Raw genomic sequence first — 11,306 nt, 5'->3', positions numbered from 1 at the left:
GTCTTGCCCGTACCGGGAGGCGCCACGAGGACGGCGGCGCCGTGCGAGTCGAGCGCGCCGGTCAGTTCGGGCAGGGCACCGCGTACGGGCAGGACGTCCAGGGCGTCGAAACGGATCACGCCCCCAGTGTCGTACGTCCATGGAAAACGCCCACCACGCGTGCGTGGAGGGCGTTTTCGAAGCAGGTCACGAAGCAGGTCACGAAGCGGGCCGCGAAACGGGTCGCTCAGTCGCGCTCGCAGACGAGGATGGCCGTCCCCGGAATGAGGCCGCCGCGCAGCGGGGACCAGCCGCCCCACTCGGACGTGTTCCAGGCCGGCCACTCCGGCTCGACCAGGTCAACCAGGCGGAAGCCGCCCGCGACGACGTCCCGGACCCGGTCGCCGACCGTCCTGTGGTGCTCGACGTACACCGCGTTGCCGTCGTCGTCCTGCTCGACGTACGGCGTGCGGTCGAAGTACGAACCCGAGACGGACAGGCCCTCCGGGCCGGGCTCGTCCGGGAACGCCCAGCGGACCGGGTGCGTCACCGAGAAGACGAAGCGCCCGCCCGGGCGCAGCACCCGGCGCACCTCGCGCAGCACGAGCACCGGATCGGCGACGAACGGCATCGCCCCGTACGCCGAGCACGCCAGGTCGAACGAGCCGTCCGCGAAGGGCAGGGCGCCCGCGTCCGCCTCAACGAGCGGGATGCCGCCGCCGATCCGCAGGGCGTGCTGGAGCTGGCGGTGGGAGAGGTCGAGGGCCACCGGACGGGCGCTCTGGGCGGCCAGCCAGCGTGAGCACTGGGCCGCGCCGGCGCCGATCTCCAGGACGTCCTTGCCCTTGAGGTCCTCGGCCGGGCCGAGAAGCTCCGCCTCCACCTCGTCGAGGCCCTCGGGACACCACACGAAACGGTCGTCGCCGAGGAAGGTGCCGTGCTCGTTCTGGTAGTCGTCCGCGTTCCGGTCCCACCAGCCCCGGTTGGCCCGGGAGCTCTCCGTGACTCCGGCGGCGCGCCGGGTGGCGTCCGGCTCGGGCGATTCGGGCTCTTGGATGATCGGCTCCCTCGTAATAGTCTGCGGGCACTTCGGTCGGACCTGTCCTGGCAGGGGTCACGAACGGGGCGTCAACGCGCCCACGTGACTTCCTGGGACATCTCTTGTGCCGGGTATGCGGCGTTCTGCCCCGGGTGTGCGCCTTCGCGCATTGACCCTGCCCGGCTGCCCCCGTATGCTACAAGTTGCGCTGCGGGCCTGCGCACCTCAGACGTAGCAGGTTGCGCTCGCATCTGTATGTATGTCCCCTCGGTTGTCGAGGCGCCACCGGATCCTTCGGGTCCTGGTGTGGCGCTTCCTTGGCTGTCCGGCTTCTGCAGAGCGAAACGGGCTCCCGGCGTAAGCAGTACCTACGACTCTCTGTCCGTACCGGAGCCCTTTCCCACATGACGAGCAGCACCGAGATCACCGCCACCACCCCGCAGGTTGCGGTCAACGACATCGGTGACGAGGAAGCATTCCTCGCCGCTATCGACGAGACGATCAAGTACTTCAACGATGGCGACATCGTCGACGGCGTCATCGTCAAGGTAGACCGGGACGAGGTTCTCCTCGACATCGGTTACAAGACCGAAGGTGTCATCCCGAGCCGTGAGCTCTCGATCAAGCACGACGTCGACCCGAACGAGGTCGTCAAGGTCGGCGACGAGATCGAAGCCCTTGTTCTCCAGAAGGAGGACAAGGAAGGCCGCCTGATCCTCTCGAAGAAGCGCGCCCAGTACGAGCGCGCCTGGGGCACCATCGAGAAGATCAAGGAAGAGGACGGCATCGTCACCGGCACCGTCATCGAGGTCGTCAAGGGTGGTCTCATCCTCGACATCGGCCTCCGTGGCTTCCTGCCGGCCTCCCTCGTCGAGATGCGTCGAGTCCGCGACCTCCAGCCCTACGTGGGCAAGGAGCTCGAGGCGAAGATCATCGAGCTGGACAAGAACCGCAACAACGTGGTCCTGTCCCGCCGCGCCTGGCTCGAGCAGACCCAGTCCGAGGTCCGCCAGACGTTCCTCACGACCCTGCAGAAGGGTCAGGTCCGCTCCGGCGTCGTCTCCTCGATCGTCAACTTCGGTGCCTTCGTGGACCTGGGTGGCGTCGACGGTCTCGTGCACGTCTCCGAGCTCTCCTGGAAGCACATCGACCACCCCTCCGAGGTTGTCGAGGTCGGCCAGGAAGTCACCGTCGAGGTCCTCGACGTCGACATGGACCGCGAGCGTGTCTCCCTGTCGCTGAAGGCGACGCAGGAAGACCCGTGGCAGCAGTTCGCCCGGACGCACCAGATCGGTCAGGTCGTCCCGGGTAAGGTCACGAAGCTCGTCCCGTTCGGTGCGTTCGTCCGCGTGGACGAGGGCATCGAGGGTCTGGTCCACATCTCCGAGCTGGCCGAGCGCCACGTGGAGATCCCGGAGCAGGTCGTCCAGGTCAACGACGAGATCTTCGTCAAGGTCATCGACATCGACCTCGAGCGCCGTCGCATCAGCCTCTCGCTGAAGCAGGCCAACGAGTCCTTCGGTTCGGACCCGGCCTCGGTCGAGTTCGACCCGACGCTGTACGGCATGGCCGCGTCGTACGACGACCAGGGCAACTACATCTACCCCGAGGGCTTCGACCCCGAGACCAACGACTGGCTCGAGGGCTTCGAGGCTCAGCGCGAGGTGTGGGAGAACCAGTACGCCGAGGCGCAGCAGCGCTTCGAGCAGCACCAGGCTCAGGTCATCAAGTCCCGCGAGGCCGACGCTCAGGCCGAGGCCGAGGGCGTCAGCACCACGGGTGCGGCTCCGGCCGCCTCCGGTGGTGGCGGCGGCTCGTACTCCTCGGAGTCGGACGACACGTCCGGCGCCCTGGCGTCGGACGAGGCCCTTGCGGCGCTCCGCGAGAAGCTGGCCGGTGGCCAGAGCTGATCGCTGCCGCTGAGGCTTAGCAGCTAGTTGAGGGGCCCGCACCTTTAGGTGCGGGCCCCTCGTCTTTGTGTGGTGGCGGTCGTCGTTCGGGTGCGGGTTCGGTGGGGGCTTGTCGCGCCCACGCGGCGGAGCCGCACATCGACACGGCCTCGCGCCCCCAAGGGAGTTGGCGTTGCCGTTTCTTTAGGCGCGTGGGAATGCTCTTGTCCTGTGCGGCGTTGTGGAGAGTGAACACGAGGAGGAGCGGTCACTGTGCTTGATCCGCAGGGTTTGTACGCATGGGAGCCGAAAGGCCTGGCTGTCGTCGACATGGCGCTGGCACAGGAGTCGGCCGGTCTTGTCATGCTCTACCACTTCGACGGATACATCGACGCGGGCGAGACCGGCGACCAGATCGTCGACCGGCTGCTCGACACACTGCCCCACCAAGTGGTCGCCCGCTTCGATCACGACCGGCTCGTGGACTACCGCGCGCGCCGCCCGCTGCTGACGTTCAAGCGCGACCGCTGGACCGACTACGAGGTGCCCACGCTCGACGTGCGGCTCGTGCAGGACGCCACCGGGGCGCCCTTCCTGCTGTTGTCCGGACCCGAACCGGACGTCGAGTGGGAGCGCTTCGCCGCCGCCGTACAGCAGATCATCGAGCGCCTCGGTGTACGCCTGTCGGTGAACTTCCACGGAATCCCGATGGGCGTTCCGCACACGCGCCCCGTGGGTCTCACCCCGCACGGCAACCGCAACGAACTGGTGCCGGGCCACCGCAGCCCCTTCGAGGAGGCGCAGGTCCCCGGCAGCGCCGAGTCGCTCGTCGAGTACCGCCTCATGGAGGCCGGCCACGACGTCCTGGGCGTCGCCGCGCACGTCCCGCACTACATCGCCCGCTCCCCGTACCCGGACGCGGCCCTGACCGTTCTGGAGGCCATCACAGGGGCCACCGGCCTGGTCCTGCCCGGCATCGCGCACGCGCTGCGCACGGACGCCCACCGCACCCAGACGGAGATCGACCGCCAGATCCAGGAGGGCGACGAGGACCTCGTGGCCCTGGTCCAGGGTCTTGAGCACCAGTACGACGCGGCTGCGGGCGCCGAGAGCCGGGGCAACATGCTCGCGGAACCGGTCGAGATCCCGTCCGCCGACGAGATCGGGCTGGAGTTCGAGAAGTTCCTCGCGGAGCGGGAGGGCGAGGGCTGAGCACGCGCCGGCTCCGGGCGCCCGGCCGGTGACGCTGTCAGTGGCAGGCCCTAAGCTGCCGGACATGCTGACAGTGGGCCTGACCGGCGGCATCGGGGCCGGCAAGAGCGAGGTTTCGCGGCTGCTCGTCGCGCGGGGTGCGGTCCTGATCGACGCGGACCGCATCGCGCGGGAGGTCGTCGCACCGGGGACCGAGGGGCTCGCGGCGGTCGTCGAAGCCTTCGGTACGGAGGTGCTCGCCGAGGACGGTGCCCTGGACCGGCCCAGGCTGGGCTCGATCGTCTTCGCCGACCCGGAGAAGCTCGCCGTACTCAACTCGATCGTGCACCCCCTGGTGGGAAACCGCTCCCGCGCTCTCGAAGCCGCCGCGGCGGACGACGCCGTCGTCATCCACGACGTACCGCTGCTCGCGGAGAACGGCCTCAAGCCGCTGTACGACCTCGTCGTCGTCGTCGACGCGAGCCCCGAGACCCAGCTCGACCGCCTGGTCCGGCTGCGCGGTATGACGGAGCACGACGCACGCGCGCGCATGGCAGCCCAGGCCACCCGCGAGAAGCGCCTGGAGATCGCGGACATCGTGATCGACAACGACGTCCCTCTGGAGGAGCTGCGGCGGCGCGTGGCGGACGTATGGGCGGATCTCGAACAAAGGGCGCGTGGGGCGCGAGTGCCGGGGGAATAGCGTTGTCCCGGCCGGGCGTTGAATCGCCCCAGTGAGGGAAGGACTCAGCCGTGCCCGAGACCAGCGGATGGACCGGACGTACTCCGGAGACGCATGTCATCGACTTCCGCGCGGCCGAGCGACTGCTCGCCGCGCGTGATCCCCGTGGCGCGGTGAAACTGCTCGACCCCGTGATCGCCGCGCACCCCGAGAACACGGCCGCCCGACTGCTGCGCGCGCGTGCCTTCTTCGCCGCCGCCCAACTGCGCCCGGCCGAGCTGGAGTTCACGATCGTCCTGGAGCGCGAGCCGGACAACGCGTTCGCGCACTACGCGCTCGCCCGCACCTACGAGCGCCAGCGCCGCCCCGAGCAGGCCAAGCGCCACTTCCGGCTGGCGGCCGCGCTCGACCCGAACCCGCGCTATCTGGAAGCGGCGCGCTTCGACGACTCGCAGTCCTGAGCGTTCGACACAGGCGCAGCACTCGGCGTTCGGCACCGGCGGGTTCGGCAGCCAGCGGATTCGACTCCCGAGGGCTCACGCGCGTGTGCGTGTGGTTCACGGGCCGCGCTGTTCCGGCGGCCGGTACGGCGGTACGTCGGGGCCCGGCTGGTAGTGCGGGCCCTCCCGGATGTGCCGGAGGATCATGGTCAGGTCGACCGTGACGACCAGCCACAGGACACCGCAGGCCGCCGCCCACCCGGGGCGCCCGGTGAGGATGAACGCGACCGTCCCCGCGATGGCCCAGACCAGCCCCCACACGGTCAGCCACAGCCGCGCCCGCAGAGCACTGCGCGCTGTCATCGGCTCACTGCCTGTACGCATCGGGACCACTGCTCCTTCCTGCAATTTACTCTTCGCCCCGACACTCACCAAGGGCCGCCGGGGACAGTCCACGGTCGGGCGGCCACCGATACGCCGGGCGGGCGGAGAGTTCCCGCTGCCGAAGTTTTAACTCGAACGGGTGGACGGGGCAGGGGTGGGAACGGCCGTATCGGCGAGGGCCGTTGTACGGGCATGGGACTGGAAATGCGAGCAGGACACGAAGGCACGGGACCGGGGGCGATCACCCCGGACGGCTGCGCGGTCGAGCTGTACTCACGGCTGTCGATCGGGGACGAGCCGGACATCATCGCCGCCGCGGTGCCCGCGGGCGCGCACATCCTGGAGCTGGGCAGTGGCGTCGGACGCATGACCCACCCGCTCCTTGAGCGCGGTTTCACGGTCACGGCGGTCGACGAGTCGGCCGAGATGCTGGAGCGCGTCCGGGGAGCGCGCACGATATGCGGCCCGATCGAGGACCTCGGCCTGGACGAGAAGTTCGACGTGGTGATGCTCGCGTCGTTCCTGGTGCACGCCGGGGACGCCGAGGTGCGGCGGGCGCTGCTGCGCACCTGCGTCCGGCATCTCGCGGAGGACGGCCAGGTACTGATCCAGCGCGAGGGCGCGGACTACCACACGAACCTGCCCCGCGAGCGGATCGGGCCCAGCGGGTACACGGTACGGCTGGTGTCGTCGGAGCCGGTCGGGGACGGCGTCAACTCGGTGCACGTGGAGTACGAGTTCCCGGACGCGGTGTGGACCCAGACCTTCCGCGCCCGGCCGTTGACCCCGGAACAGTTCGAGGAGGCTCTCGCGGAAGCGGGACTGAAGGTGGACCGGTATCTGACGGAGGACGGGATATGGGTGAGGGCGGTGAGTTCGGGAAGTCCGGTCGAGCGGCGATGAGTTCCGGGCCGACGGCCGGTCTACCTCTGTGAAAGCAACGCCGACCACGCTTCACACAGGAGACCTTCATGTCCGAGACCACCGCTCCCGCCACGCCCGTCACCACCGCCTCCACCACGCAGTTCGTCGCTTCCGCCGAGTCCGTGTCCGCCCGTGGACGGCGCGCCTGGATCGCACTGCGGGCGCTTCAGGTGGTGCTGGCCCTCTTCTACGGGTTCGCGAGCGCGCTGCCCAAGCTGATCGCGCACCCGTCGGCCGTCGAGTCCTTCGACAAGATGGGCTGGGGCGGCGCGGGCATGTACGCCATCGGTCTGCTCGAACTGGCCGGAGCGGTCGGGCTGTTGATTCCGGTGCTGCAATCGGTTGCCGCGACAGGGCTGAGCGCGCTGATGGTGGGCGCGTTCATCGTCCAGGTCACCGTCTTCGACGGGCAGTACGCGGCGACACCGCTGATCCTCATCGTGCCGCTCGCCCTCATAGCCTGGGCCCGCCGTGGGCACAACGCGGAACTGCTCCGGCTGCTGCTGCGGCGGGCATGAGGATCCGGCGTACGGCGGCGGATGGCGCGGATGCCGTACGGCTGGGGTGACGTCCGACGGGTCGTGGGGACCCGGGCGGGCGTCCCCCCGCGCGATACCCCGGTCGCAGGCGGGCGGACCGTGCGTGGCTCGCGTCCCCGCTGGCCATTGGGGACGAGGGGCCAATTGAGGCGAGGCGCCTGTGGCGCTCGTGGCGGCCCCCTACGAGGTGCTGTCGGGTCCGGTGAGGCCTCGTAGGCGTTCCATGTCGCGACGGTCGCGCTTCGTCGGGCGGCCGGTGCCGCGGTCGCGGATGCCGGCCGGGGCGACGGCCTCGCGGGGCGGCGGCGGAGGGCTGTTGTCGACGTAGCACTCGACGGCCACCGGGGCTCCGACCCGCTTGCGGATCAGGCGCTTCACCACGACGATCCGTTCCCGACCGGCGTCGCGGAGGCGTACCTCGTCGCCGACGCGCACCGCGTACGCGGGCTTCACCCGCTCACCGTTGACGCGTACGTGACCGCCCCGGCAGGCGGTCGCGCCCATGGAACGGGTCTTCACAAGACGCACTGACCAGATCCAACTGTCGATGCGGACGGTCTCGCCACTCGCCGGACGCGCGGCGTCGGCCGCGGCCACCGCCGGTGCGACCGCGGGTGTGGCCGGCGGTGCCGGTGCGGTGTCGGCCGCGGTGCCGTCTTCGGTGTGCGCGCGGCCTTCGGTGTCCGCGCCCTCGGAAGCCCTGCCAGATGCCATGCCTCGACCTTAGTACTCCGGATCGGGCGGACCGGAGTGGTTTTCCGGATGCCTCGTCCTGTCGGCAGGGGCTGGATTCGGGAGGGGCCGTATGCGGGAGGGGCGGCTCTCTTGTCCACCGCTCTACCGTGGACGTATGGACATCAACGGTCCGGCCGGGCTGACCGCGCTCGACGAGCGGATCGCCGGGTGCCGGCGCTGCCCTCGGCTGGTCGCCTGGCGGGAGGAGGTCGCCCGGACCAAGCGGGCCGGCTTCGCGGACCAGGAGTACTGGGGGCGGCCGGTGCCGGGGTTCGGGCCGGCGGATGCCCGGCTGCTGATCGTCGGGCTCGCGCCCGCCGCCCATGGCGGGAACCGGACCGGACGGATGTTCACGGGCGACCGCTCCGGAGACGTGCTGTACGCGGCGCTGCACGAGGTGGGGCTCGCGTCGCAGGCCGGTGCGGTGAGCGTTGACGACGGGCTCGAACTGTACGGCGTACGCATCACCTCGCCCGTGCACTGCGCCCCGCCCGCCAACAGGCCGACGCCCGAGGAGCGGGACGCGTGCAGGCCGTGGCTGGTGAGAGAGCTGGAGCTGCTCCGGCCGACGCTGCGGGCCGTGGTGGTGCTCGGGGCGTTCGGCTGGCAGGCGACGCTGCCCGTCCTCGACGCGGCCGGCTGGAGCGTGCCACGTCCGCGCCCGGTCTTCGGGCACGGGGCGCGGGTCACGCTCGGCGGCGGGCTGAGGCTCTTCGGCTGTTTCCACGTCAGCCAGCGCAACACCTTCACCGGCCGGCTCACGCCCGCGATGCTCCGGGAGGTGCTGCGGGACGCGGCGAGCGCGGCAGGATTGCCCCATCGGCGGTGAGATCGGGGGAGGGAGCGGCGGTGAGATCGGAGGCGGTGAATCCGCGGTGGTGAAAATGGTGCGCCCGGACCGGTGCGGGCAGGTTACGTTGCCCCGGTGGGCCTGTATCCGGAGATCGAACCGTACGACCAGGGCATGCTCGACGTCGGGGACGGCAACCGCGTCCACTGGGAGGTGTGCGGCAACCCGCGGGGCAAGCCGGCGGTGATGCTGCACGGTGGGCCGGGGTCCGGGGCGAGCGCGCACTTCCGGCGGTACTTCGATCCGGCCGCCTACCGGATCGTGCTGCTCGACCAGCGCGGGGCCGGGCGCTCGACACCGCACGCGAGCGCGTACGAAACCGACATGAGCGTCAACACGACAGGCCACCTCCTGGCCGATCTCGAACTGCTGCGACGGCACCTGGGGATCGAGCGGTGGCTGGTGTGGGGCGTGTCGTGGGGGTCGGTGCTCGGGTTGCGGTACGCGCAGACGCATCCGGAGGCCGTGTCCGAGCTGGTGCTCACCGCCGTCGCGACCGGTGCCGGCGCCGAAGTGGCCCTGCTGACCAGAGGACTGGGGAACCTGTTCCCCGAGGCGTTCGAGAAGTTCCGGGCCGGGGTGCCCGAGGACGAGCGGGACGGGAATCTGGCCGCCGCGTACAACCGGCTGCTGGAGTCGCCCGACCCCGAGGTCAGGGCACGCGCCGCACGGGCGTGGACGGACTGGGAGACGGCCATGCTCCCGGCGCCGCCCCGCTCCGTACCACGCTACGAGGACCCGGTGTTCCGCATGGGCTTCGCCCGGACCGTCACCCACTACTGGGGCGACGACCACTTCCTGGGCGAGGGGAACGAAGGCACGGAAGGCGTCGTACTGCGTGACGCGCACCGGCTCAAGGACATCCCCGGCACCCTTGTCCAGGGCAGCCTCGACCCCGGGAACCTGCTCGGGACGGTCTGGCGGCTCCATCATGCCTGGCCCGGCAGCGAGTTGATCGTCGTGGACGAGGTGGGGCACAACGCGGGGGCGCCGGGCATCGTGGACGAACTGGTGGCGGCCACGGACCGGTATGCCGCCCGTGGCTGAGCCGGATGTCGGGTCTGTCGGCTAGCCGCGGCGGGCGCGGGTGCGTTCGCCCGCTGACTGTACGAACTGGAGTTCCAGCGTGGGTGGGGGAGGCACGACACCCGGGCCGCCCGCCTCCGCCCAGCGGAGTATCTCGTCGGTGCAGTCGTCGCCCATCGACCAGCCGATCCACACCGCTTTCCCGCCACGCCTGCGGCCCTCGCCCGAGGGCTGTACGACGATGACGTTCGCCTGGTCGCAGGGGCCGAGGCAGTCCGTCGTACGGACGGCCAGGCGCCCGGCGGAGGCTGTGGCCGCCGCGCGCAGCCGTGCCAACTGCCAGTCGTGGTCGTAGCCGGGGTACTTGCGCGGGTCACCGCAGCAGCAGCCACGGCAGACGACCAGCGTGCAGGGGCGGGTCCGGGCGGCACCGATCACCGTACGGGCGGCCCGTTCGCGCACCGCGCCGAGCGGTTCGATCTTCGTCATGGGCCCATCTTCGCCGACCCGGGGGCGGTTCACGGAGCCGTGGCAGGTCGGACGCGCGCTACGGCTGCCAGACGTACCGCACGTCAGGCTCGTGCTCCTCGTTCCCGCTGCCGTCCGTGTACTCGACGGCGACGAAGCCGTGGCGTTCGTAGAAGTGATGGGCGGGCTTGTTGACCTGAAAGGTCCACAGGGTCAGTCCGTCCGGACCGCGTTCCTTCGCGAGGGCGACGAAGAGGTCACCGATGCCCCGCCCCCGCCAGTCCGGGAGCAGGTAGAGCTGCGACACCTCGTCACCGGCGAGCACCATCACGCCGACGATCCCGTCCCCGTCCCCGTTCGTGGACGACGCCTCCGCGACCCAGGTCTCGTGATGCGGCACCAGCACGTCGCGGAAGTAGTCACGGACCTCGTCGTCGGACCGGGGCCAGGCGACGGTCGGGAGGGCGGCGGCTCTCGACCGCAGAAGCACGTCGGCCGCGACACCGGCGTCGTCGGCCGCCGCACGGCGCAGGGTGATCTGCGGGCTGGGAGATGGTGAGGTCACGAGGACGGAGCCTGTCAGAGGCGCAGTGGCGAACGCACCTGGATTACCGGGGTCCGGCGTGCGCAGGCAGGCTCCGCACCTGCCACGATTCTGTCTCCGCCTCCGCCTCCGCCTACGAATCCGCCTCCGAGTCCTCCTCCATGGCCGGGTCCGGTTCCGGGACGGCGGCCGTCGCCGTGATCTCCACCAACTGCCCCGGATAGCCGAGGCAGGCCACTCCGATCAGGGTCGACGAGTGGGGCCCGACGGACAGCCCGGACACCTTGACGACCTCCCAGACGGCCGAGAGAACCTCCGGCTCACCGCTCACGACATACACGTCGGTGGCCAGAACGTGCGCGAAGTCGCTCCCCACCGCCCGGAGTTGCTCGCCCAGGTTGGCGATCACCTGCTCCGCCTGCCGCACGGGATCGCCCGCGCCGACGATCCGCCCCTCCGCGTCCAGGGGCACGGAACCGGCGAGAAACGCGAGACGAGTACCCGCCTCGACGACAGAGGCATGGGAGTACGTGGGCGGCGGGAACAGACCGGAGGCGGTGACACGCTTGAGCACGGGCGGACTCCTGGAAGGCAGGGGGCAGGGCCGGGGGCAAGG

The 11,306-nt window shown here is 70.4% G+C and carries 14 protein-coding genes; 8 read left to right on the top strand and 6 right to left on the bottom strand.

From position 1 onward, the window contains the following. Positions 1-226 precede the first annotated feature (226 nt). Positions 227-1,090, bottom strand: coding sequence for a class I SAM-dependent methyltransferase (locus AOK08_RS36185; RefSeq protein ID WP_079054474.1), 864 nt, complete (start codon positions 1,088-1,090; stop codon positions 227-229). A 332-nt stretch (positions 1,091-1,422) separates the two neighbouring features. On the opposite strand from AOK08_RS36185, the gene rpsA reads away from it, so the two are divergent. The 4 genes from rpsA to AOK08_RS36165 all read left to right on the top strand — a co-directional run bounded on the left by rpsA (position 1,423) and on the right by AOK08_RS36165 (position 5,241). Further along, the gene (rpsA, locus tag AOK08_RS36180; RefSeq protein ID WP_055533929.1) at positions 1,423-2,928 is read left to right on the top strand and encodes a 30S ribosomal protein S1; all 1,506 of its coding nucleotides are present in this window, start codon (positions 1,423-1,425) and stop codon (positions 2,926-2,928) included. A gap of 252 nt (positions 2,929-3,180) precedes the next feature. Then, on the top strand, positions 3,181-4,119 hold the full coding sequence (locus tag AOK08_RS36175) for a PAC2 family protein (protein ID WP_055533927.1): 939 nt from the start codon (positions 3,181-3,183) through the stop codon (positions 4,117-4,119). Positions 4,120-4,183: 64 nt separating this feature from the next. Continuing rightward, positions 4,184-4,801, top strand: coding sequence for a dephospho-CoA kinase (gene coaE / locus AOK08_RS36170; RefSeq protein ID WP_055533925.1), 618 nt, complete (start codon positions 4,184-4,186; stop codon positions 4,799-4,801). 50 nt (positions 4,802-4,851) lie between these two features. Continuing rightward, on the top strand, positions 4,852-5,241 hold the full coding sequence (locus AOK08_RS36165) for a tetratricopeptide repeat protein (RefSeq protein ID WP_055533923.1): 390 nt from the start codon (positions 4,852-4,854) through the stop codon (positions 5,239-5,241). A 96-nt stretch (positions 5,242-5,337) separates the two neighbouring features. On the opposite strand, the gene AOK08_RS36160 is transcribed toward AOK08_RS36165, so the two are convergent. Continuing rightward, positions 5,338-5,604, bottom strand: coding sequence for a DUF6343 family protein (locus AOK08_RS36160; protein WP_055533935.1), 267 nt, complete (start codon positions 5,602-5,604; stop codon positions 5,338-5,340). A gap of 204 nt (positions 5,605-5,808) precedes the next feature. Here AOK08_RS36160 and AOK08_RS36155 point away from each other — a divergent pair, with 204 nt between their 5' ends. Both AOK08_RS36155 and AOK08_RS36150 read left to right on the top strand, forming a co-directional pair. Continuing rightward, entirely contained in the window at positions 5,809-6,507 is a 699-nt protein-coding gene (locus tag AOK08_RS36155; RefSeq protein WP_079054473.1) for a class I SAM-dependent methyltransferase, read from the top strand. Positions 6,508-6,575: 68 nt separating this feature from the next. Continuing rightward, complete coding sequence (locus tag AOK08_RS36150; protein ID WP_055533919.1) at positions 6,576-7,046, top strand: DoxX family protein; 471 nt, start codon at positions 6,576-6,578, stop codon at positions 7,044-7,046. A 201-nt stretch (positions 7,047-7,247) separates the two neighbouring features. Here the strand turns inward: AOK08_RS36150 and AOK08_RS36145 are convergent, their stop codons facing one another. Continuing rightward, positions 7,248-7,781 carry an RNA-binding S4 domain-containing protein gene (locus tag AOK08_RS36145; RefSeq protein ID WP_055533917.1) on the bottom strand — a complete coding sequence of 178 codons (534 nt, stop codon included), beginning with the start codon at positions 7,779-7,781 and terminating at the stop codon, positions 7,248-7,250. Positions 7,782-7,917: 136 nt separating this feature from the next. Between AOK08_RS36145 and AOK08_RS36140 the strand changes: the two genes are divergently transcribed. Together AOK08_RS36140 and pip are read left to right on the top strand one after the other, a co-directional pair. Beyond that, positions 7,918-8,631 carry a uracil-DNA glycosylase gene (locus AOK08_RS36140; protein WP_055533915.1) on the top strand — a complete coding sequence of 238 codons (714 nt, stop codon included), beginning with the start codon at positions 7,918-7,920 and terminating at the stop codon, positions 8,629-8,631. A 96-nt stretch (positions 8,632-8,727) separates the two neighbouring features. Beyond that, positions 8,728-9,699 (top strand): prolyl aminopeptidase, encoded by a 972-nt coding sequence (gene pip / locus AOK08_RS36135; RefSeq protein ID WP_055533913.1) that lies wholly within the window; start codon positions 8,728-8,730, stop codon positions 9,697-9,699. A gap of 21 nt (positions 9,700-9,720) precedes the next feature. Here the strand turns inward: pip and AOK08_RS36130 are convergent, their stop codons facing one another. The 3 genes from AOK08_RS36130 to AOK08_RS36120 all read right to left on the bottom strand — a co-directional run bounded on the left by AOK08_RS36130 (position 9,721) and on the right by AOK08_RS36120 (position 11,264). Beyond that, on the bottom strand, positions 9,721-10,167 hold the full coding sequence (locus AOK08_RS36130) for a hypothetical protein (RefSeq protein WP_055533911.1): 447 nt from the start codon (positions 10,165-10,167) through the stop codon (positions 9,721-9,723). A 58-nt stretch (positions 10,168-10,225) separates the two neighbouring features. Continuing rightward, positions 10,226-10,711 carry a GNAT family N-acetyltransferase gene (locus AOK08_RS36125; RefSeq protein ID WP_079054472.1) on the bottom strand — a complete coding sequence of 162 codons (486 nt, stop codon included), beginning with the start codon at positions 10,709-10,711 and terminating at the stop codon, positions 10,226-10,228. Positions 10,712-10,823: 112 nt separating this feature from the next. After that, positions 10,824-11,264, bottom strand: a complete 441-nt coding sequence (locus AOK08_RS36120; protein WP_055533909.1) for a RidA family protein — start codon at positions 11,262-11,264, stop codon at positions 10,824-10,826. Positions 11,265-11,306 lie beyond the last annotated feature (42 nt).

It is taken from the genome of Streptomyces graminilatus, assembly GCF_001418565.1.
Classification (GTDB): Bacteria; Actinomycetota; Actinomycetes; order Streptomycetales; family Streptomycetaceae; genus Streptomyces; species Streptomyces graminilatus.
The sequence above is the reverse complement of the archived record's forward strand: the minus strand, read 5'-3'. Positions and strand labels throughout refer to the sequence as shown.